This is a genomic window from Priestia sp. J2, from assembly GCF_020790095.1.
Lineage (GTDB): Bacteria > Bacillota > Bacilli > Bacillales > Bacillaceae_H > Priestia > Priestia zanthoxyli.
In genome coordinates, this window is sequence record NZ_CP086208.1 from 3,365,575 (window position 1) to 3,385,423 (window position 19,849).

26 protein-coding genes are annotated in these 19,849 nt (G+C 38.4%); 9 read left to right on the plus strand and 17 right to left on the minus strand.

All coding sequences use genetic code 11. The features are described from left to right. Window positions 1–83: 83 nt before the first annotated feature. Window positions 84–287: a helix-turn-helix domain-containing protein gene (locus LJY09_RS17335; RefSeq protein WP_028414668.1), complete on the minus strand. Its 204-nt coding sequence runs from the start codon at window positions 285–287 to the stop codon at window positions 84–86. Window positions 288–519: 232 nt separating this feature from the next. On the opposite strand from LJY09_RS17335, the gene LJY09_RS17340 reads away from it, so the two are divergent. Continuing rightward, window positions 520–1,062 (plus strand): recombinase family protein, encoded by a 543-nt coding sequence (locus LJY09_RS17340; protein WP_028414669.1) that lies wholly within the window; start codon window positions 520–522, stop codon window positions 1,060–1,062. A 62-nt stretch (window positions 1,063–1,124) separates the two neighbouring features. On the opposite strand, the gene LJY09_RS17345 is transcribed toward LJY09_RS17340, so the two are convergent. The 3 genes from LJY09_RS17345 to LJY09_RS17355 all read right to left on the minus strand — a co-directional run bounded on the left by LJY09_RS17345 (window position 1,125) and on the right by LJY09_RS17355 (window position 3,134). Beyond that, a complete protein-coding gene (locus LJY09_RS17345; protein ID WP_028414670.1) occupies window positions 1,125–1,736 on the minus strand; it encodes a DUF421 domain-containing protein in 612 nt (203 codons plus the stop codon). Window positions 1,737–1,911: 175 nt separating this feature from the next. Continuing rightward, on the minus strand, window positions 1,912–2,295 hold the full coding sequence (locus LJY09_RS17350; protein ID WP_028414671.1) for a DUF302 domain-containing protein: 384 nt from the start codon (window positions 2,293–2,295) through the stop codon (window positions 1,912–1,914). A 125-nt stretch (window positions 2,296–2,420) separates the two neighbouring features. Beyond that, window positions 2,421–3,134 carry a DUF4396 domain-containing protein gene (locus LJY09_RS17355; protein WP_098113661.1) on the minus strand — a complete coding sequence of 238 codons (714 nt, stop codon included), beginning with the start codon at window positions 3,132–3,134 and terminating at the stop codon, window positions 2,421–2,423. 183 nt (window positions 3,135–3,317) lie between these two features. Here LJY09_RS17355 and LJY09_RS17360 point away from each other — a divergent pair, with 183 nt between their 5' ends. Next, window positions 3,318–3,647 (plus strand): four-helix bundle copper-binding protein, encoded by a 330-nt coding sequence (locus tag LJY09_RS17360; protein ID WP_098113660.1) that lies wholly within the window; start codon window positions 3,318–3,320, stop codon window positions 3,645–3,647. A gap of 83 nt (window positions 3,648–3,730) precedes the next feature. Here the strand turns inward: LJY09_RS17360 and LJY09_RS17365 are convergent, their stop codons facing one another. Continuing rightward, a complete protein-coding gene (locus LJY09_RS17365; protein ID WP_098113659.1) occupies window positions 3,731–4,573 on the minus strand; it encodes a LysR family transcriptional regulator in 843 nt (280 codons plus the stop codon). A 117-nt stretch (window positions 4,574–4,690) separates the two neighbouring features. Here LJY09_RS17365 and LJY09_RS17370 point away from each other — a divergent pair, with 117 nt between their 5' ends. Then, on the plus strand, window positions 4,691–5,434 hold the full coding sequence (locus LJY09_RS17370) for an SDR family NAD(P)-dependent oxidoreductase (RefSeq protein ID WP_154973898.1): 744 nt from the start codon (window positions 4,691–4,693) through the stop codon (window positions 5,432–5,434). A 68-nt stretch (window positions 5,435–5,502) separates the two neighbouring features. Here the strand turns inward: LJY09_RS17370 and LJY09_RS17375 are convergent, their stop codons facing one another. Then, window positions 5,503–6,234, minus strand: coding sequence for a nucleotidyltransferase domain-containing protein (locus LJY09_RS17375; RefSeq protein WP_154973900.1), 732 nt, complete (start codon window positions 6,232–6,234; stop codon window positions 5,503–5,505). A gap of 222 nt (window positions 6,235–6,456) precedes the next feature. Between LJY09_RS17375 and LJY09_RS17380 the strand changes: the two genes are divergently transcribed. Further along, window positions 6,457–6,717, plus strand: coding sequence for an HPr family phosphocarrier protein (locus tag LJY09_RS17380; protein WP_028414677.1), 261 nt, complete (start codon window positions 6,457–6,459; stop codon window positions 6,715–6,717). 197 nt (window positions 6,718–6,914) lie between these two features. Continuing rightward, window positions 6,915–7,976, plus strand: coding sequence for an NAD(P)-dependent alcohol dehydrogenase (locus tag LJY09_RS17385; protein ID WP_028414678.1), 1,062 nt, complete (start codon window positions 6,915–6,917; stop codon window positions 7,974–7,976). Window positions 7,977–8,054: 78 nt separating this feature from the next. Here LJY09_RS17385 and LJY09_RS17390 read toward each other — a convergent pair whose 3' ends face one another. From LJY09_RS17390 to LJY09_RS17400, 3 genes are all read right to left on the minus strand, one after another. Next, window positions 8,055–8,444 (minus strand): MerR family transcriptional regulator, encoded by a 390-nt coding sequence (locus LJY09_RS17390; protein WP_028414679.1) that lies wholly within the window; start codon window positions 8,442–8,444, stop codon window positions 8,055–8,057. 248 nt (window positions 8,445–8,692) lie between these two features. Beyond that, window positions 8,693–8,869 carry an aspartyl-phosphate phosphatase Spo0E family protein gene (locus LJY09_RS17395; protein WP_223260221.1) on the minus strand — a complete coding sequence of 59 codons (177 nt, stop codon included), beginning with the start codon at window positions 8,867–8,869 and terminating at the stop codon, window positions 8,693–8,695. A gap of 242 nt (window positions 8,870–9,111) precedes the next feature. Then, window positions 9,112–9,300, minus strand: a complete 189-nt coding sequence (locus LJY09_RS17400; RefSeq protein ID WP_028414680.1) for a hypothetical protein — start codon at window positions 9,298–9,300, stop codon at window positions 9,112–9,114. A 275-nt stretch (window positions 9,301–9,575) separates the two neighbouring features. Here LJY09_RS17400 and LJY09_RS17405 point away from each other — a divergent pair, with 275 nt between their 5' ends. Next, the gene (locus LJY09_RS17405; RefSeq protein ID WP_049165744.1) at window positions 9,576–10,103 is read left to right on the plus strand and encodes a cupin domain-containing protein; all 528 of its coding nucleotides are present in this window, start codon (window positions 9,576–9,578) and stop codon (window positions 10,101–10,103) included. Between the two features lie 152 nt (window positions 10,104–10,255). Beyond that, window positions 10,256–10,567 (plus strand): hypothetical protein, encoded by a 312-nt coding sequence (locus tag LJY09_RS17410; RefSeq protein WP_228307352.1) that lies wholly within the window; start codon window positions 10,256–10,258, stop codon window positions 10,565–10,567. Window position 10,568: 1 nt separating this feature from the next. Here LJY09_RS17410 and LJY09_RS17415 read toward each other — a convergent pair whose 3' ends face one another. The 5 genes from LJY09_RS17415 to LJY09_RS17430 form a co-directional block, all read right to left on the minus strand. Then, on the minus strand, window positions 10,569–10,724 hold the full coding sequence (locus tag LJY09_RS17415; protein ID WP_228307353.1) for a hypothetical protein: 156 nt from the start codon (window positions 10,722–10,724) through the stop codon (window positions 10,569–10,571). Between the two features lie 185 nt (window positions 10,725–10,909). Beyond that, on the minus strand, window positions 10,910–11,614 hold the full coding sequence (locus LJY09_RS17420; RefSeq protein WP_154973903.1) for a hypothetical protein: 705 nt from the start codon (window positions 11,612–11,614) through the stop codon (window positions 10,910–10,912). Between the two features lie 16 nt (window positions 11,615–11,630). After that, window positions 11,631–12,788, minus strand: a complete 1,158-nt coding sequence (locus LJY09_RS17425) for a ParM/StbA family protein (RefSeq protein ID WP_034268326.1) — start codon at window positions 12,786–12,788, stop codon at window positions 11,631–11,633. Between the two features lie 338 nt (window positions 12,789–13,126). Continuing rightward, window positions 13,127–13,261 carry a hypothetical protein gene (locus LJY09_RS27710; protein WP_255906673.1) on the minus strand — a complete coding sequence of 45 codons (135 nt, stop codon included), beginning with the start codon at window positions 13,259–13,261 and terminating at the stop codon, window positions 13,127–13,129. A gap of 144 nt (window positions 13,262–13,405) precedes the next feature. Continuing rightward, window positions 13,406–14,278 (minus strand): STAS domain-containing protein, encoded by an 873-nt coding sequence (locus tag LJY09_RS17430; protein WP_228307354.1) that lies wholly within the window; start codon window positions 14,276–14,278, stop codon window positions 13,406–13,408. 231 nt (window positions 14,279–14,509) lie between these two features. Between LJY09_RS17430 and LJY09_RS17435 the strand changes: the two genes are divergently transcribed. Then, the gene (locus LJY09_RS17435; RefSeq protein WP_049165754.1) at window positions 14,510–14,722 is read left to right on the plus strand and encodes a cold-shock protein; all 213 of its coding nucleotides are present in this window, start codon (window positions 14,510–14,512) and stop codon (window positions 14,720–14,722) included. A 446-nt stretch (window positions 14,723–15,168) separates the two neighbouring features. Further along, on the plus strand, window positions 15,169–15,675 hold the full coding sequence (locus tag LJY09_RS17440) for a hypothetical protein (RefSeq protein ID WP_028414687.1): 507 nt from the start codon (window positions 15,169–15,171) through the stop codon (window positions 15,673–15,675). Window positions 15,676–15,788: 113 nt separating this feature from the next. On the opposite strand, the gene LJY09_RS17445 is transcribed toward LJY09_RS17440, so the two are convergent. The 3 genes from LJY09_RS17445 to LJY09_RS17455 all read right to left on the minus strand — a co-directional run bounded on the left by LJY09_RS17445 (window position 15,789) and on the right by LJY09_RS17455 (window position 19,591). Continuing rightward, on the minus strand, window positions 15,789–16,286 hold the full coding sequence (locus LJY09_RS17445) for an ankyrin repeat domain-containing protein (RefSeq protein ID WP_028414688.1): 498 nt from the start codon (window positions 16,284–16,286) through the stop codon (window positions 15,789–15,791). A 133-nt stretch (window positions 16,287–16,419) separates the two neighbouring features. Next, on the minus strand, window positions 16,420–17,931 hold the full coding sequence (locus LJY09_RS17450) for a methyl-accepting chemotaxis protein (protein ID WP_081732906.1): 1,512 nt from the start codon (window positions 17,929–17,931) through the stop codon (window positions 16,420–16,422). A gap of 16 nt (window positions 17,932–17,947) precedes the next feature. After that, window positions 17,948–19,591 carry a sensor domain-containing diguanylate cyclase gene (locus tag LJY09_RS17455; protein WP_034328140.1) on the minus strand — a complete coding sequence of 548 codons (1,644 nt, stop codon included), beginning with the start codon at window positions 19,589–19,591 and terminating at the stop codon, window positions 17,948–17,950. Window positions 19,592–19,849: the final 258 nt, after the last annotated feature.

Here is a 19,849-nt window from a genome sequence, read left to right on the forward strand (position 1 = left end):
TAATATATAAAAAAATGAGTGAAAACAGCCCAACATATCCCATCTTCCTCAAGTATTATATTTACGTACATGAAACACGTTTATTAAAACGATGAAGTCAGCTTCTTTATTTTTTCCTCATTTAATCCAAACGCTTCTTTCACTTTATTTTCTAAGTCCTCTGTAATCCTCCTCTTCCCAACTTCCACTAATGCAATGAGTGAAAAACTGCAGTTTACTCTTTCAGCGAAATTCCGCTGATTCAAATTGTAGCTTTTCCGAATCAATTTGATGGTGTCTTTATCCATATTGTCACCTCGCTTTTTTTATATAAGTGGCTTCCAACTCTCATAGAAGCCGAGACGTTGTTAACAACTAAAACTCTAGCAGACCTAAACCAAAATGTCTATCACTTTTTGTTCCAAAAACGATCTTTTTTGGAACTATACTTCTTTCTATACTGAAAAGAAATGTTATGAGCGGAAGGAATTTGGTACAATAGGTAAATATAAATAAACAATCCATGCAGGAGATGGTGTAGTGATTATTGGTTATACCCGTCCATATAGCGAAGATGAAAACTTGGACAAACAGTTACAGGCGTTGCAGCCTTTTAATTGCGATAAAATTTATCATGAAAAAACAAATTCCATAAAAAAAAGAGTAGAATTCGATGAGATGGTAGCTTCATTTCAGCCAGGCGATACAGTCGTTGTGTATAAATTTTACTGCATTGCAGACTCTACTCGGCACCTTATTGAATTAATTGAATATCTTTCAGATAATCATGTTCACTTTGTATCGATTTTGGATGACGTTGATACATCCACCGAACAAGGAAAAACCTTTTTCAGTACCATTAAACGTATTGGTGAATTTCAACATGACGTGATCAGTGAACGCACAAAAGCCGGTCTTCAAGAAGCAAAATCAAAAGGAAAAAGCGGCGGCCGGCCAAAAAAACCTGACTATAACGTCCACCGAGCACTTGACATGTACTGGAGTAAAAACTATACGATTGCTCAAATTACAGAAGCTACAGGTATAAGCAAGACGACTTTGTACCGTTACTTAGATAACTAAAGCACATGTAAAAAAGACGTCCTTTTATTCGGTAAAAAGGCCGTCTTTTTTTAGTGACTATATCACTGAAGGTATTTAGGATTCGGTTTAGAATGGTGGTTAATTTCTTCAAATATATTTGAAGAAGGTTTAGACGACACTTTGTTATGTAAATCTTGCGCAGGCACGCTGGTTTGAGAAAAAGATGACATATATAATTCCATCAACTGTTTAAAGTCCCCTACAGTCAAAGGTTTTGCATCTTCTCGAAGTTCGTATCCTAACTGTCCATTTGGTTCGATTGTGGCGATTTTAACATCTTTTATGTTTGATATACCTGCATTTCGTAATCTCATTTCTAATTGATCGGCGGTTAAACGTAATTTTTTAAGCTGCTTAGTATCTAATTGACCGTTATTTATAACGATTTTAGATTTACCTGTCAGAAATTTTTCAAATCCATTAAACTTTAATTGTAAGTACTCTAAAACTAAAATAGCAAGAACAAAAATTGCTGCCCCGCCAATGGCTTTTAGCATACTTTTCTCAACAATAGGTTGTACAATGATGGTACCTAAGGAAATCATAACGACCGTTTGAGCGAGCGTCATTTGAGCAATCGATTTTCTTCCCGCTATTCTCAACAATAAGATTCCCGTTAAAATCAAGATTACAGATTGCCAGATAAAATTCATAATATCATCCTTTTTATTACAGTCTGCTTTTAGATTAGGCATCTGAAAGCAAATTATTCATGTATCAAAAATTTCGTTTCCACTCCTCATACCCTAATAAAGTTAGAAAACAAAAAGATACCTTACGTAAAGGTATCTTTTTGTTTTGTTATTTTCTTTCTCGAAATCACAGGACTTATACAGATTGATCAATGCAGCGTATTAATCTTGTTTCGATGTCTTCTGCTAGTGTTTGGAGCTCTTCATTATGAAGCATATTAATCATAGCCGTAGGCCTAGGCATGCCAATCTTTGTTTCACTTTCATCTTGATATACAACCATTTTACAAGGGAGAAAATATCCTACTAAAAGATTTTGCGAAAGAACACGCTGAGCTTCTTTCGGATTACACACTTCTAATACTGTAAACGGTGTATGAAAGTCCTGCCCTTTTTCCTGTAGCTTTGCAGTTAAATCGAAATTCCACAAAACACCGAACCCTTCGCTTTTTAAGTTTTCTTCTAGAGAACTAATCGCTTCTTCTAGGCTTTTCGAGGTTTTTACCGTGTAATCAAACATCCAATCTCCTCCTGTTAAGTTAGAATGAATTCCTTTCTTCTACGAAACTTGAAGTTCATGTTATTCTGCCCCATCCTTAAAGTTTAAATCTATAGAATATCAACGGCAGCAGCTCCAAATAAAATCTACATCGCATGCTTTACCCCTTTTTTAACAAGTACCCAGTTCGCTGGATAGCTTGTACAAAAGCCAATGATCATGGCGATTTGCATCATAAACCAAAAGACCACGCTGTCTGGTTTGGGTGCCTGTGCAAAAAAGACATAATGTGATAAAGCCATCCAGCCGAACATCCCTATTTCAAACGCAATAAGCGACCACGTATCTGCTTTTACTGCATTTTTCAGCTCATCTTTTGAGCCGTTATCTTTCATACTCATACCATAGTATTGAAAAGCAATTCCCGCTATATAAGCAAGAATAAATTCCACTACGTAATCTGCAAAAAGTACGCTTCCGGCAATCGTCCATCCCGTTAAAAATACGATTGGTGCGCCAATTAAATCTCCGACCGAGCACCCGCTGCTGCAGTGGGTCGTAGATACAAAAACACTTTGCCAAAAAGGCTTCTTACTATGATGGTGTTCATGATGATCTTCATGGCTATGATGCATATGTTCAGAGGAATCATGAGCGTGATCGTGTTTCTTTCGATCTTTACGGCCTAATTTAAAGTAAAACCATATCCCGGCCACAGGAAAATATAGGCCCGTAATAGGCCACACAATATTCATCACAAACATCATCTGCGGATGCCTGATCACGTCGATTGTAATAACTAAAAATTGAATAATTCCGATTGTAATAGCTATATAAGAAAGTATTTCTAGCCAGCTCATGTGCTACACTCCTTTAAGATTTATGTATCAATCACATACCCTCTACCCCTATATCTAAACGTAAAAAAGAGAAACTGCTCATTACTTAATAACTTTTACAATGCTGTTATCTTTTATTAGGTTTAATAAACTAAACGATAGTCTAATGTAATAAAGAGAAGAAAAATAAGGAGGAATTTTACAATGTCTAACGAAAATTATCAAACTGTTATTCAAACGCTGCATGACTGTATGAGTGCCTGCAACCAATGTTTTGATGCTTGTCTAAAGGAAGAAAATGTAGGGATGATGGTGGACTGTATCCGTTTTGACCGAGAATGTGCAGATATGTGCGGATATTTGGAACAAGCTTTAGAAAGAGGAACGCCTTTCGTTGCTGAACTAGCGGGAGTTTGCGCTGAAATTTGCGAAAAATGCGGTAACGAGTGTAAGAAACACGATCATGACCACTGTCAAAAATGTGCAGAGGCTTGCTTGAAATGCGCGGATGAATGTAGAAAATTAGCTGCATAATCTTTGGAATATAAGAAAGCTAGAACCCTTGAAGCGCATTTCAGGCATTAAGGGTTCTTTTTAGTGATAAGGCAAGAGAGAATCTATAGGCTTTCTAAAAAACGAATAAACTTTTTAAGACTTTGCGAGCGCTGCTTCCCTTTCTTTACTATAAAATCAATTTGAACGTCTTCTGCAAGCTCTTCGTATTCAATTCTTTTCATATCACCACGAGAATTTACTACGCTAGCCGGGACTACACTCATCCCCAGTCCATCGCGGACACCTTGTAAAATCGCTTCTAATGAATCAAATTCCATCATGTTGGCTTTATGTGTATGATGTTCTTTTGAAAACGCTACTAGTCTGTTTCTATAGATGCAGTTTACATCACTATTGATGAGCAGCATTGGTGGGGTTTTTTCTTCTATATCTTCAGACGTAGGTGAGATGAGTACCACCTTTTCTGCGTAGTGATAAACTCTTTCAAACTGAGCCCCGTTATAGGTACCGCTAAGAAAAAGTCCATCAATTTCCCCGTACGAAAGCATTTCTTGCAAGACTTGTTTTCTATCTGTTTTGATTTTAACTTCAATATCCCGATGTTCTTTCAAAAAAGACGAAAATAAAGCTGGAACTTTACTAGCAGAAACCGTCTGCGACGCACCAATGATTAAAGATGTTCTAAACTTATTCGGATTAACTTCTGCTTTAGCTTCCTCCATTAACAGTAAAATACGCTGTGCATAATTAAACAAAGCTTCCCCTTCATCCGTTAACGTGACTCCTCTATTTGTGCGTGTCAGTAATTTAGTATCTAACTCTTCCTCTAATTTTTTTATGCGCTGACTGATATGCGGTTGAACATATCCTAATACCTCGGCGGCTTTTGATAGTGATTTTGTTTCTGCCACACATTTAAAAATTCGTAAGTCTTGGCTTTCCAATTTCAATTCCTCCGCTGATATCATTTTAAATGATACCTCTCTTAGTATTACCTATTATATCCTTTTTTTTATCGAAGATATAATAAAAGATGTTGAGAGAAAGGAAGGTTAAGAGAAATGAACGATTTTAAAAACAAAGTATTTATTATCACAGGCGGAGGCACTGGTGTAGGCAAAGCAACGGCTTTAAAGCTAGCCGATAAAGGCGCAAAACTTGTGATAAACTACAGCAACTCAGAAAAGGAAGCTAAAAAAGCTGTGGAAGAAATTTTAGAAAAAGGAAGTATGGCTTTTGCTTTTAAAGCGAATGTAGCCAACGAGAATGAAGTGAATGAAATGATTCATCAAACGATTACACAATTCGGACGGTTAGATGGATTAGTGAATAACGCTAGTATTACTGCTCAAATCCCGATGCATGACTTAGAGTCTGCAACGGATGACGTATGGGACTCTTTATATGATGTAAACGTAAAAGGCATGTTTCACTGTGTAAAAGCAGCCGTTCCACATATGAAAAAGCAAAAGTCAGGGGCGATTGTTAATGTAGGAAGTGTTGCCGGCAAAACTGGAATTGGCTCTTCCATTCCCTATGCAGCAACAAAAGCAGCGATTCATACGATGACGAAGTCGTTAGCGATTGCACTGGCACCCCATATTCGAGTCAACTGCATCTCTCCTGGTGCAGTCGACACAAGGTGGTGGGCTGGCAACGAAGATAAAATGTATCAGCTGGCAGGAAATCTACCTCTTCAGCGCATTTCTTCTTCTGAAGATATCGCAGATGCTATTCTTTTTCAGTTAAAGCAAGAGTCCGTGACGGGCCAAGTGTTTACGATTGATAACGGGCAAACTCTTTAAGCATACGTGAATATCCCTAAAAATAAACCCCACTACTAGCAAAAACTAATAGTGGGGTTCTAACAAGGCTACTGATTCAACCTCTCTTTCCCCAGTGAAAATCCTTCAAACAGCCTGCCTCCGTATGGTTCTAACACTTTATCAACCAGTTGAATCACTTTATCTTTACTCCCTGTTTTATAAAAGATTTCGAATGCCTCCACAAACTCTTTACTAAAGCGTTCATTATAGTGATTCAAAGACCGGACAATCCATTTAGAATCCCCGATCCAATGACCGTTTGTTCTTAACACAAATTCATGCGTTATATAAGCGAGCGTGTTGGCAATAAAAAGGGCTTCACCTGTATTTGAAGAACCGATTAAATCATCCAACGCATCGCTTATAAAATATCTTTTTAGTTCAATCGTCTCTTCCGACCATTTTTCCGGTCCTTTTTCAAGTAAGTGTTTTGCTTCTTTTTTTATAGACTGGATTACTCCTTTATCCACTAAAATAATTCCCTCGGAAATCATTCTTGGCAGTGAAGGTCTAGCCCTCTTACAGTCGCTTTTAAAAAAGGCTTGGTATGAAGTCAAATTATGAGCAAAAACTTCAATGGCCCATCTAAATTCAATGAGTGACTCTCTAAAAGAAGAAGGAAAATCATCATCAAAAATAACAAGATCAAGGTCAGACGTGTGTGTAGCCTCTCCTCTTACTACGCTTCCGGCGAGTAATGCGCCTTGACAATTAGGATAATGCTTAGAAATAAATTGTGTAGCTGCTTGCAGCGGTTCTAACCTTTTTAGCTCTTTCATCGTATTCCTCCAGAAAATGATATATATTGTTTTTCTGGTTAGAACGTGGAAATTCCTTTAACAATAAGTTCTTATTTAACCTTTCTGAACATGTCTACTGTATTTACTTTTAGTTACCGTCATTTAAATGACTCTTTTATCCAAATTCCCCCTTGCCTTAAAGTTAACTTTAACGTTTAAGCTAGTTTTATAGTTTTTAAAATACAAAAAAGGGGAAACACTATGCTAATTAAAAGAATAACGGTGCAACTTTCCGGTGGACTTCTAGCTAGACATACAGCTTTGTTTGTACGCGAAGCGTGTTCGTTTCAAAGTGATATTTTTCTTGCGAAAGATGGAAAATGTGTAAGTGGAAAAAGCATCATGAAGGTAATGGCTTTGGCTGTTAAGAAAGGAGATGAAATAACACTGCTGACAAATGGAGTTGATGAACAAGCTGCCGCTCGCACCCTTGAAGAATTTCTTTTAACTAAACATAGATAGAAAGCTGCCATGCTATTCCTTCCTTTCCTTTTTTCATAAAGTCATAGAACGAAATTTTTTTCAAAAAACTCTTGCTTTAAAGTCGACTTTAACGTTTAAGCTAGTATTGTAGTTTTTAAATACATCAAGCGTAGTCAGTGAATGCACGTTTAGTAGCAACTGGTTATGTTTAATACGAAAGGATTGTGTTTTTACTTATGTGTAATAATCATCAACATACAACAACATCACGTGTTTTAAGTGCGCCGCACGCAAAGGCAAAATTTGAAAATACGACAATTGAACGCAGAGAACTGCGAGCAGACGACGTTTTAATTGATATTAAGTTTAGCGGTATCTGTCACTCTGATATTCATAGTGCATTTGATGAGTGGGGCGGCGGGATGTTCCCGATGGTTCCTGGTCACGAAATCGCAGGAGTAGTTGAAGCAGTTGGCGAAAACGTAACAAAATACAAGGTTGGCGATCGCGTAGGCGTTGGATGTTTCGTTGACTCTTGCGGAGAGTGCGAGTACTGTGTGAACGGTGACGAGCAATACTGTACAAAAGGCGTTGTTCAAACGTACAATTCATTGGATTACGATGGAAACCGTACATACGGCGGCTACAGCCAAAAAATCGTCGTAAAAGAAGGATTCGTTGTTCGTATTCCTGATAACTTAAGTATGGATGCAGCAAGTCCGCTTCTATGCGCAGGGATTACAACATTTTCTCCATTAAAGCACTGGAATGCTGGCCCTGGCAAAAAAGTGGCGATCGTGGGAATGGGCGGCCTTGGACATGTAGCGATTCAATTTGCACATGCAATGGGTGCTGAAGTGACGGTATTGAGCCGTTCTAACAATAAAAAAGAAGAAGCACTAAGCTTTGGTGCAGATCATTATTTTGCAACAAGTGATGAAGCGACATTTACTGAATTAGCTGGTCGTTTTGATCTTATCTTAAACACGGTATCTGCTAACTTAAACGTGGATCAATATTTATCTTTACTTCGCGTAGATGGAACGCTTGTTAACGTGGGCGCACCTGCTAACCCAGATCAATACAGCGTATTCTCCCTTATCATGGGACGTCGCAGCATTGCGGGTTCACTTGTAGGCGGCATTCGTGAAACACAAGAAATGCTTGATTTTGCGGCTGAACACGGCGTTGCTCCTATGATCGAAGTTATCGATGCAAATCAAGTAGACGAAGCGTATGAGCGCGTTCTTCGCAGCGACGTTCGCTATCGATTTGTTATTGACATTTCTACACTGTAAGTTTAGAAAAAAGCGGGCAGCTAATTGGATTAGCTGCCCGCTTTTTATTTCTTTATAAAATAAAAAACAAACGGTAAATTAGGCTTTAGATGAAAGCTCTTCCCGGTACTTTTGCTCTAATTTATCATAGTAGTCAATTTTCGTTTCCACCTTTCTAAAAGCTGCGTCCAGCTCTCTTTGTTTTTCCATCATTTTCTCTCTATGCTTTTCAAATATCTGCTTGCGCAAACCGATTGTATCATCACCTTCTTGTGTTAATTCAACAATTTTACGTAACTCTAAAAGAGAGATGTCTGTTTTTCGTAAGCAAATAATAAATTCCAGCCACTCGATATCCGACTCGCTAAAAATACGATTTCCGTTTTCGTCTCTTTTTATAAAAGGCAAAAGCCCTTGCTGCTCGTAGTATCGAAGCGTATGCGTAGGCAGCCCTACCTTTGCAGCGGCCTCTTTAATATGATATTCCATTCCACTATACCCTCCATCGCCATTCTTAGTACGGCGTTTGCTTTATGTATCTAAGCTTCCCTTTTCAAGGGTGCTTTCAACTCATCTTCTAGGTTTCTACTATACGATATATATAATCAAATCCCCTATTTTCTTTGCTATGAGATAACTGTATAAATAGTATCATAAACATTAAAGCAAACGTGAAGGCAACTTATAAAGAGCTGCCGTGAAATCAGCAGCTCTTTTCATTTATATATAAAATACGATTAATCTGCGGCCATCACTTTACTTAGTTCATTTAATAAATAATCCAGGGTTTGACTGATTCGAACTGTATTACGACTTGTAAGACCTTCTGTAAGTCCCAACATAACCATGTGCTCTCTTGCTGTTTCGATTTCTGTCATTAAGACTTGCATGACAACTCCTTTATACCACTTCACAGCTCATCACCCCTTTTTACTATACATATATCTCATATGCGGCAATCTTAAACCTATCATACAGGTTTTTGGGGGTGAATAGCGAGTTTTAGACCTTCAACAGCTGTATTTTTTATGAAGTAAATATACTAATATACTTATTGAAATAGAAAGTATCACTCCACTTACTACTAGAAGTGAAGAAAAGGCCCCCTAAATGGAGGTCTTTTCTTATTTCTTATAAAGCAGTCTAATACAAAGCCTTAGCCTTTAAAATATTCTCGGTAATACGAACCTTTCTCACACTCTATCTCATAGCGCAGCCTCGTTTGCTTCCTGTAAAGCTCTTCGGACAGCTCATTAAATTCACCTTCTGTGATAGATCCATGAATTAAATTGTTGAATAAATTATTAAGATGTTCAGTTAATTCTTGAAGTTTTTTTTCTTTCAATGAACGTCACCCTTTAAAATAATTTTCATCTTCTAAAATTATATCAAATAAAACGTTTTCATACGATATATTTTTTACTGAATTATCGTATTAAAGTGATGAAAGTATTTTTTAACCACCGAAAAACAATCAAAGAGCTCAGAGAAATCATTAATTACATGATTTGGGCAAAAAATAAGTGGATAAAGACCGCGGACAAAAAGGCAAATGGTATCAACCGTTTTGACAAAAGCATAGGATGAAAAGAAAAATGAAACGAGAAAAGGAGAATGAGTATGCACTATGCACCTTATTATCATCAGTGGCAGACCCCAGTGTACTATGGCTGGCAGCCATATAGTTATTATGTGCCGAATCACTATCACACCAGCGAACAGTTTCAACAAAGAAACGGTAAATTAAAGGACTACGGACCAAGGCCATTTGTTATTAACATTAATGAAGCGTCAAAGCAAAACAATACGTACCGCACTGCTTTATGGACGGGAACACATTTACAAGTGACGCTAATGAGTCTCAAGCCCGGTGAAGATATCGGCTTAGAAATCCACCCTAACGTTGATCAATTCCTGCGCATTGAACAAGGGCAAGGCGTTGTTCAAATGGGCAAAAGTAAAAACAACCTAACCTTTAAACGAAAAGTCTACGATGATGATGCGATATTTATCCCTGCCGGAACGTGGCATGATCTCACTAATACGGGTACCACTCCGCTAAAGCTTTACTCCATCTACGCTCCTCCAAACCATCCGTTTGGCACAGTTCATGTGACAAAAGCAAATGCCTTAGCTGAAGAACATTAACTAACATAAGCTCGCTAGAAAATCGGTGTACGACCTTTTCTAGCGAGCTTTTTTTAACTTGCTATACATAAAGGATTTTATAGCCAAAGAAAGAATTATAGAATAAACGAACCTTTTTAAACAGCTTAAAATAACTGAAAGGCAAACGGGCGATGAAATTATTTTATAAAATTCCTAAATCAAACGTAAATCCTTCCCTTAAACTAGCAAGAAAAGTTCTATATATATCGGTAGAAGCAGTCATTATGACCATGCTTGTGATTAAATCTTTTACTGTGGCCTATGAAAACGACATAAATTTAATTCTCAGGCAGCTAAATGAACTAAAAGCTTCGATTGGCGGATTTGGCATAAACGAAGCTCTATTTTGGTTTATGATAAAATGCAGTATTTGTACCATCGCTACATTCGATATGTGCTTATACTTTCGAAAAAAGCTAAAAAGAAACAAAAGAGCTTTATGATTTATACGCTAAAGCTTTTATATTGGACCGCTGTTAATTTCCGTGCAAGGCTTCGCTTTCCGCGGGCGGTCGATGAGCCTCCTCGTCGCTTGCGCTCCTGCGGGCTCTCACCTGTTCCGCTTTTCCCGCAGGAGTCTTCGCCTTGCCCTCCAATCAACAGCTAGAAGCATTTAAACACATGAAACCTACATTCAGCATACCAATAAAAAACCGAACAAGTTGGATTCACAATCAAGAATCAAACTCGTTCGGATCTTCCTTTAGCAAAAATACTTTTGCCCCAGCTCCATTTTTAATAGAAAAATAATAAAAGTAGAGGCATATCACGCCTCTACTTTCTGTTTAGAAATCTACATCGATATCTTCTTGAATGGTTCCGGTCACTTTTTCACTTTTAATTAATTGACCTTCTTTAAACGTTTCTTCCTCATCTGTAACGGGCTTCAGCTGCTTATAAGAAGGAACTGACGCAGAGCCAAGCTCTTTTTTAAGCAAGTGAATTTCTCCTAACAGCTCGCTTCTCAATGAATGAACTAACGATTGAAAATCTTCTTCGCGGCTGTCTTTCTGCCCGTTTTGTTCCACAAGCTTCGCTACATAATCCTGAAGTTCATTTGCCTGCGAGGACTCATATTCCTCACGATTTGCAGCAAAACGTGAATTCATTTCTTGTTTTAGCAAGTCAATTTCGCCCAACAGCTCTTTTCGAAGTGAATGAACGAGCGACTCGACTTCATCTTTTTTATTCATTTTTTGCAAGTCTTGCTGTATGAGTCTCACTATATAGTCCTGCAGCTCGTTTGCCTGCTGTTTTTCTTTTAGAAATGAAGACACTTCTGACGGAATGTCAGCAGTTTCAATTGTAAAACTTGCATGTTCATCTCTATTACTTACGGTCTTTCCCCTTGCTCCCATCATATCTGCTGATAGATTCCCAGCTGTTAGAAACGCATTTGATAATAAGTAAAATGGTGCAGCCACCTGGGAGCTTAGCTGACCGTACCAATCGTCTAGTGCTTCCTTAAGGCGAATGTGTTGATGACTCATGTATGGCTCCCCCTTTTTAAGCGTGAACCGCTGCGTTTGTTTCATGTCTGCTTAAAATTTCAAGACCGTATAAATTTAACTTTCGTGTCTCCGGCAAGAAAAGATGGTTTTCTTCTCTGATTTCTTCCCCATACATGTTATCAATCTGCTCTGCAATAAACTGTTGAAGGATAGGAGCCAGTCCTCCAATATAAATATATTTATAGACTTTATCTTTTGGCGATGGAAATAGATTTTCAACTTTTGTTAATAAAATTTGCGTGTATTCTCTAAGCGAAGCGTGAATAGGCTCCGTGAGATCGACTTTTTTCCCGCTGTTGCCGTCTCTTTGCTCCATTTTTGCTTTATGGATATTGGCAATAATAAATTCTTCTAATGAACGAACATCATCAAAATACTCAAGCAGCTTTTCATTTCTTAGCTTTTCAATATGCTTCAAATATGAAATATCCGTAAGACACTTCAACGAATTTCTGCTTTTAGGAGCTTGAAGTCCTGCAGGAAGCAGTGCCAGGTCAACCGTACCTCCGCCCAAATCTACAATCAATGTTTCAAAATGTTTGAATGCATTTGCTTCTTCTCTATCTTGTAATTCAAAATCTTTTTTGATCGCCCAGCGAGCCACTTCGCTTTCAATACGGCATTTGCTCGTTTCAATGTTCACAGTGACCGTTTTTTCTAACCCAGGAGTCAATACCGTTACTGTATGCTCTCCTTGAAAACGTTCGGCCATCTTCTGCTGCATTTCACTGAATTTATTTGTTTTCTTAAGCAGCCAAATCGGAAGCATAGTCGAGAAAAAATTAATCGTCACATGATTATCCTCTTTGTCTTTTCCTTTAAGTATGTTGTAATAAGCAACTGAAGCTAAAAACATCACATAAGGAATATCAGATTCAGTTTTATTATGTAACTTATTAATATGGATATTGCCTAGCACGTGTTTCTCTGCGGCGTCTCCTACTAAATAATACTTTTCAACCCCTTCAATTGTGGTAGAAATCAGTAAATTTTGAAGAAGTAATTCCGGTTCATTTACACTTGAAGGAAAATGCCCCTCTGCCTGATCTTTTGTGATTTCTACTACGTTTGTAGGAATTTCATAGTAATAACCATCCACTAGCGTTTGAAAAATTGAGTTACCAAAATCAACGTTTTGACGTTTGATATCCATCCTTGTTTCTCCCCTTTATCTTTTCGTGACAACACTAATAAGTATATATTTTCCTCATTTGTTTGTCTAAGTATTTAAATAATTTATGTTATTCGAAATTGACAATTAATTAATTTTAGACGGCTAATGTAATTGAAAAGCGCTTGAAATGCTTCTTTTTACCAGTACCCCTTTTTACAAAGAATGTAACATGTGACGCCGTGACTTCCTCTTAAATTTTTCGTAATATAAGCCTTTCTTTTATTTTTTAGAGACACGAGAAAACGAAGAGATGGAAACATAACTGAATCAACCCAATCGAAAGACGAACAAATGAGATAAATGAGTTGGACTGCTTTTTACACCGCTGATGATTTCCGTGCAGGACTTCGCTTTCCGCGGGCGGCCGGTGAGCCTCCTCGTCGCTTATGCTCCTGCGGGGTCTCACCTGTTCCGCTTTTCCCGCAGGAGTCTTCGTCTTGCTCTCCAATCACCAGCTAGAAGCAGTTACATACATGAAACCTACGCTCACCATAACAACAACCATAACAACAAAAAAACCCGAACCATCAATCAAATTAATGGTTCGGGTTTGACTTCAACTAACATACTTTGTCTAAGCCTCTTACTTTTTTTATTTATTGAAAAGGCCATTTGTTTGGTTTTCTTTGCGGATTTTCTGGCAGTTTACTGAAGCCTATTTCTTCAAGACCTTTTTCTAGCGTTGCTCTTGTTTTGATTGTTCCAAAATCGACGCCTAAATCAACAACGGTTTGCGCGATTTCCGGACGTATTCCAGTAATCATCGTTTTAGTGCCGATAAGCTGTAAGGCTTTTACAATTTGAAAAATATTGTCCGCTACCATCGTATCGACGATCAAAACACCTGAAATATCAAATATTAAATAACTCAGCTGCAGCTGAGCGCTTTTTTCTAAAGCCGTTTCCATAATAAGCTGCGAACGATGCGTATCAATTTGTCCAACGATTGGCATCACAGCGATTCCTTCAGAAAGAGGAACGATGGGAACTGATAATTCTTCTAGCGCTGCATAAGCTCGTTTTATGGTTTCGGTATTATGTTCTTCATAGATTTCGACAAATATATGATTAAGCTCATCAAGCATCGGATCAATTTTTTTACTTACATCAAGCATCGTAATAGGAGCAAACTGCTTCTGCTGCAGCTCTTCTGTAAAAACGCCCCATATCACTGTTCGAAACAGCGCGAGTGATTTTAACGTTTGACTCAACGAAAGTCCGTTTTCCACAGCCACTTTTCCTATATCTGTACCCCACTGAATGATTTTCTTTAAAACGACCGAGTGCTCTTCGAATAACGACTCGCCTAAATACTCAATGAGTTCTGCTCTCCATTTTAAAACTTCGCTTTCTTCATGGTAAACAAGCTTCCGCTTATATTCAGAGTCCATCAGATCAGAAAATTGTATCGCTAATTCCTGTTTATTATCGATAATTTTCTTCCCTATATATAACAACTCATCCCTCATTTTTTTCTTTATCTCCTTTAGTTAGCAGAATTAACGATTACATTTTATAACAATAGTTATATCACAGACAATATAAAAATATAACTGAAATGAAAAAATTGTTAAGCCCTCCCTATTTGCTTTTCCCGACTCTTCTAATCGGTATAACGATCATAAAAATGATTGAGATTTCAGCGTTTGGGTAAAAACCTATTAAGAAATTATTTCTATACTTATGAGGGGGATTTATCAATGAGCAAACATAAAGGAACCGTTAAATCGTTCAATGAACCAAAAGGATCTGGATTTATCACACCCGAGGACGGATCAAAAGAAGTGTTCGTTCACTCTAATGCGATCGACCGTGAGGAATATAAAAACCTGTCAGAAGGACAAAAAGTAGAGTTTGAAATCCAAGAAGGAGCTAAAGGACCCAGCGCTATAAAAGTACACCCTGTTGACTAATAGAGTGACATTTACATACAGGTTATGAGTAGACTCTCGAATCGAATACTCTTCGAATAAAAACACCTCTTCGACTTTCGTTCGAACGAGGTGTCTTTTATGATGCAAATACTTCTACATTCAAAATTAGTTACTAGTGGCTATTAAAAAACACAGTTCTAAAGTTGTCGGACAAGTATCCAAACATTTCCTCTATGAGTGAATACAGTATAGAGTACTGCAAAGAAAGGGTGATTATTATAAAAAAGTATTATTTCCATTACAATGATAAAGATGATAAATATTATGTAGAAAAATCTTATCCTCACAGGAAGAAAGCTTCCCTTAACAATAAGAAAGAGCAGCATCAAGAAGATGCTCCTGAGGAGGCACGCGGCTGGGCTTATGGTCACGAAGAAGATAGCTCTGAAGAATCACAAGTTTGGACTTATGGACGCGCAGAGGATTTGTATGAGGAGTCACATGATTGGGCTTCTAAATGTAAAGAAGATAAAGACAAAAAAGGAAGTACACGGGAGTCAGCATTTAGAGCGCTCAATTTAACGATGCCTCAAAATGTTCCTGCAAATACGTTTGTAAAAGCCGTTTTCCCAACTGAACAATTTGATTTAGCAAATGAATATAACCCGATTACTTCTACCTTCCGCCCCAAAAAAGATGGCGTATATTCCATCATTGCTACAATTGGATTCTCTCCTAACGACCAGATGCTAGATTATAGAACTCGCATTGAAATACGTGTAAATGGGACAACCGCTATTGCTATCGATAACGATTTCTTTGGCGGGAACACACCGTTTGTTAATGCGGTATCCGTTTCTACTATTTATAATTTAGAAGCTGGAGACCGCGTTGAAGTTTTTGTTCAAAGCAGCATAGCCGGTACAATCGTCACATCCGAAGATGGCTCACATTTTGAAGCAGCAAGATTTCCTTCTCCAACAAACAACTAAACAAATGGAACATTAGCTTTTAGAGAAAAGTATGAATCCCCTTTTGCAGATAGCTTCATATCTCAAAAAAGGGGATTTGTACTAAATTCAGTGATCTAAAGGCAGAAAATTTTTTAAGCGTTGGTATTTACATAATTTTTTAATAGATTTATTACATTTTCTTGTCCATTCTCTATCGCTACATCAAGCGGCGTTTGATCATCATCTTTTTTCACCTGAATCTGAGCTCCGTTTTCAACTAAAAGTTTGACGATGTCTTCTGCGCCGAGTAGGGCAGCTTCGTGAAGGCTTGTCCATCCGCCGCTTTGCTTGGCGTTGCTGTCTGCACCGCCCTGTAATAAAATCTCTACCACTTTTGTCTGTTTATTGGCAACAGCTGCGTGAAGCGGCATATTTTCATTGCTATTTTTCGCCCGAGCTTTCATGTTCGCTCCTAATGATAGCAATAGTTTTACAGTTTCTTCTTTCCCAAAATACGAGGCTAAGTGAAGCGGTGTCCATCCGTCTAAATTAAATTCATTAATAAGTGCAGGGTTTTCACCAATCAAAACTTTTATTTCTTCATTATTTCCACTCATTGCGGCCTGTGTAAGTTCTTCCATTCTATCCATATGCCATTCCCCCATATAAAAGATGAATTACTTATCCTTCCATTTTATCACATATAACTGGAAAATAAGCGAATCGTATTTCTAATGAAGAGGCTAAAAATTATGTACGTCTACGTCATCTGCTCTACCTCACTCACGCTTGCTTCGCTAACTTTTCCGTTACGCTGCCAAGCTCTTCAACTAACTCACTTAAAAATTCCGCCGTTTGGTCGATAGTCTGCAGCGATTCCAGCTGACGCACGGAAGCAGAAGAAATGCTGCTGCTACTTGCCGCTGATTGGTTCGCAAAAGCGGTCATCTCGCTGACGGCATGGAGCACCTGCGTAGATCCGGCTGCTATTTGCTGTGCGGAAGCAGCCGTTTGCTGAATTTGTTCGTGAACGTACGTAGATGCGTCGGCGATTCGATTAAAAACATTTTCCGCTTCGTTGGCTAGTAAAATACCGTTTTTTACATCAGCAGTTCCTGATTGAATGAATGCTACGGCTTGAAACGTTTCTTGCTGAATATGCTGAATGAGTCTTGCTACTTGTTCGGCTGACTGATTGGATTGTTCTGCAAGTTTGCGAACTTCCGCTGCTACGACCGCAAACCCTTTACCATGTTCGCCTGCGCGCGCTGCTTCAATTGCAGCATTTAGCGCCAGTAGATTTGTTTGTGCAGCAATGCCTGAAATCACACTCATAATATCGTTGATTTCTGCAGAACGTTCTTTTAACTGATGAATAACGCTAGCTGCATGCTGAACAGAAGAATCGATTGTATGAATTTGTTGAATGGCTTCTTGAATTTTTTCTTTTCCCTGCACGGCTTCATTTGCTGTTTGATCAGAAGCTTCGCTGACTGCCGCTGAAGCCTCGGCTATTTTGGTTACGCCTTGCGTCATCTCTTCTAGAAACTCACTGCTTTTTTGAGCCATTATTACCTGCTGGTCCGCTCCTGCGGCTAGTTCTTGCATTGAAGCCGTCGTATGATGACTCGCTGCTTGCGATTCTTCTAAGCTTTCCTTTAAGTCAGCAACCGTTTGTCTTACCTGACCATTCGTTTCATGCAGCTTTTTCATCATGTCATAAATGATGTGCTGCTTTTGTTTATTTTGCTGCTGAAGCTGTTCTGTGTATTTTTTCTTTGAAGTAATTTGCCAAGCGGTTGCCCCTGATGTAAAAATCAGATAAGCGGCGTGAAGGCAAAGCATCGAAAAGGAATAAGAAGACGTTCCGAAAATAATCGGTGTAAAAAATGGCACGAAAAATCCCACTAGATGCTCGACGACAAAAATACCCGTCATTAACAATAATAGCTTTACATTTTCATAGTAGGAAAGAATGGCTATCACCATAAAAATTGAAAAGTGATACTCAACCATTCCTCCTCCGCCTATAACCGTGCTGATGCTTGAAAACGTGAGCGTTAGCGTCACAAACGCAGGTACTAGCTCATGCTTTTTAACATACAGTACAAGCAGCACACCAAGAAAAACAATAGGAAGCATCAAAAAGATCAATGACACTTCGCCTGGCGCTGAATTATGTTCCATCGACATGCCGGACATCTCCATCGGCCAAATACGATGAATGATATGTATGAGCAGAGAAAGTATCACTGCTCCGCTTGATAAAACAACCATTAATTTATGTTTATTCATATTTATCCTTTCTATATTAAACAATACTTTCTTTATCTATAGAATCGGCTACAGATTGGTTTTTTTTATAGAAATTCACGTTATTTTTCCCCTGTCGTTTTCCTTCGTACAGCGCTTGATCCGCCTGTTTTAGCAGTTCTTGAAACGACTCTCCGTTTTCTGGATAATAAGCGGCTCCAATGGTCGATGTAGCTGTAAAAATGCAGGATTCAATACTCCATTCTTTTTGAAGCTCTCGGTGAATTCGTTCCATGATCTGCTGGATTTCCTCGCGCCTTTCAATGTGCCGAAGCAAGATAACAAATTCATCCCCTCCGAGGCGATAAGCTTCGTCACATGTGCGAATGCAAGACGTTAAGCGATGTGCGTACTGGATTAAAAATGCATCGCCGATATCATGACCAAATTGATCGTTCACTTCTTTAAAATTATCACAGTCTAAAAACAGCAGGCCAAATCTTTCCTTTTGCTCGATCGCAGCCTGCACTTGTTTTTGCAGCATCATTCGATTCGGCACCCCCGTCAAACTGTCATGAAACGCCTTAAACTTCAGCTGATTTTCTAGGTTTTTTTGCGCAGTAATATCAGTTTGAATCAGCACGTAGCTTGAGATTCGGTGATGAATATCGGTCAGCGGAACGATGGTCTTATGGCTCCACACGATGACGCCTTCTTTTGTTATGCTTTTGACTTGCCCTCTCCAAACCTTTCCTTGGCCAATACTTTCAAGAACCCGAAGGTCATAGCTTACATCAAATAACTTGTATGATTGTCCGATTAGCTCTTCTTTTTCATAGCCAAATATTGTACAGAACATATCATTGACATACCTAATCGTTCCATATGGATCCAGGACGCTTACGATTGCGGACTCATCAAGGGCATACTTCATGTTTGCTAAATCTTTCACCGTGTTTTCCAGCTTTATTTCAGCTACCTTTTCTTTCGTAACGTCCTGAGCAATCAAGTAAATACCCATCCATTCATTTTCCACGATGATGGGCACGTTTGTAACATATAAATAAATCATTCCTTTTTCTTTGTGCCACGCTTGGATTTCTTTGCTGTAGCTTTGGTCGTATATGATGTGATGCAAAGGCAAAGCACGGACATCAATCTTCAGCTCTTTTAGAAGCTGCATGTAAGAACTATTGATGATCTCTTGCGTATCGTAGCCGAACATTTGCTCACAGGCAGGATTTGCTTGAACAATTTTACCGCTTAAATCCATCATACATATGGCGTTTTCATGGTTCATAAAAAGCGACTTATACCGCTCCATACTTTGGGCTAAATCTTTTTTTAACTTTTGGATATTTTTACTCATCACTAATAAGTGCGTACTATTGTCGGTATCATCAAAAATGGGGGTAAGCGTTGTTTCAAACGCTTCAGCTGCATCTGAGAAGGTATTTATGTCATGGTAGGTAACTGGCTTTTTTGTTTCCATCGCTTTTATATAGTAAGGGTAAAGGGAGTGATACGCCCGCTCAGGGAGTACGCTTTCTAGCCGCATGCCCGCTTCTCCTTGGTACCGTACAAGCTTAGCAGCCGCTTTATTCATTTTTTTATAATAAAGATGCTGGTTCTTTACTTCCGCCAAAAAAACCAGCTCATTCATTTGATCAAAATAAAATTCAAACATATGATCTTTCAACATGATAGGATGCATCTCCTTCGTTTTTTCACAGATGAACGCCCCCTGTACTTTACACTTCTGTATGAAATATACACTAGATCTTTTCACACACAAACTCAACTTTAAATGTACAAACAGTAGTTCTTTTGTATCATTACCTACCCTCCTTCACAAGAAAGGTAAACATGATGAACAAAAATAAAAGAGATTGAGGCATAACAAACCACTAGAAGCACCTACATACATGAAAGCTATCTTTACCACAACAATAAAAAGATC

Excerpts from the sequence above, each read along its gene's own strand:
- LJY09_RS17335 (WP_028414668.1), bottom strand. The coding sequence starts at position 287 with ATGGATAAAGACACCATCAAATTGATTCGGAAAAGCTACAATTTGAAT.
- LJY09_RS17345 (WP_028414670.1), bottom strand. The coding sequence starts at position 1,736 with ATGAATTTTATCTGGCAATCTGTAATCTTGATTTTAACGGGAATCTTA.
- LJY09_RS17350 (WP_028414671.1), bottom strand. The coding sequence starts at position 2,295 with ATGTTTGATTACACGGTAAAAACCTCGAAAAGCCTAGAAGAAGCGATT.
- LJY09_RS17355 (WP_098113661.1), bottom strand. The coding sequence starts at position 3,134 with ATGAGCTGGCTAGAAATACTTTCTTATATAGCTATTACAATCGGAATT.
- LJY09_RS17360 (WP_098113660.1), top strand. The coding sequence starts at position 3,318 with ATGTCTAACGAAAATTATCAAACTGTTATTCAAACGCTGCATGACTGT.
- LJY09_RS17370 (WP_154973898.1), top strand. The coding sequence starts at position 4,691 with ATGAACGATTTTAAAAACAAAGTATTTATTATCACAGGCGGAGGCACT.
- LJY09_RS17375 (WP_154973900.1), bottom strand. The coding sequence starts at position 6,234 with ATGAAAGAGCTAAAAAGGTTAGAACCGCTGCAAGCAGCTACACAATTT.
- LJY09_RS17380 (WP_028414677.1), top strand. The coding sequence starts at position 6,457 with ATGCTAATTAAAAGAATAACGGTGCAACTTTCCGGTGGACTTCTAGCT.
- LJY09_RS17385 (WP_028414678.1), top strand. The coding sequence starts at position 6,915 with ATGTGTAATAATCATCAACATACAACAACATCACGTGTTTTAAGTGCG.
- LJY09_RS17390 (WP_028414679.1), bottom strand. The coding sequence starts at position 8,444 with ATGGAATATCATATTAAAGAGGCCGCTGCAAAGGTAGGGCTGCCTACG.
- LJY09_RS17405 (WP_049165744.1), top strand. The coding sequence starts at position 9,576 with ATGCACTATGCACCTTATTATCATCAGTGGCAGACCCCAGTGTACTAT.
- LJY09_RS17410 (WP_228307352.1), top strand. The coding sequence starts at position 10,256 with ATGAAATTATTTTATAAAATTCCTAAATCAAACGTAAATCCTTCCCTT.
- LJY09_RS17420 (WP_154973903.1), bottom strand. The coding sequence starts at position 11,614 with ATGAGTCATCAACACATTCGCCTTAAGGAAGCACTAGACGATTGGTAC.
- LJY09_RS17425 (WP_034268326.1), bottom strand. The coding sequence starts at position 12,788 with ATGGATATCAAACGTCAAAACGTTGATTTTGGTAACTCAATTTTTCAA.
- LJY09_RS17430 (WP_228307354.1), bottom strand. The coding sequence starts at position 14,278 with ATGAGGGATGAGTTGTTATATATAGGGAAGAAAATTATCGATAATAAA.
- LJY09_RS17435 (WP_049165754.1), top strand. The coding sequence starts at position 14,510 with ATGAGCAAACATAAAGGAACCGTTAAATCGTTCAATGAACCAAAAGGA.
- LJY09_RS17445 (WP_028414688.1), bottom strand. The coding sequence starts at position 16,286 with ATGGATAGAATGGAAGAACTTACACAGGCCGCAATGAGTGGAAATAAT.
- LJY09_RS17450 (WP_081732906.1), bottom strand. The coding sequence starts at position 17,931 with ATGAATAAACATAAATTAATGGTTGTTTTATCAAGCGGAGCAGTGATA.
- LJY09_RS17455 (WP_034328140.1), bottom strand. The coding sequence starts at position 19,591 with ATGTTGAAAGATCATATGTTTGAATTTTATTTTGATCAAATGAATGAG.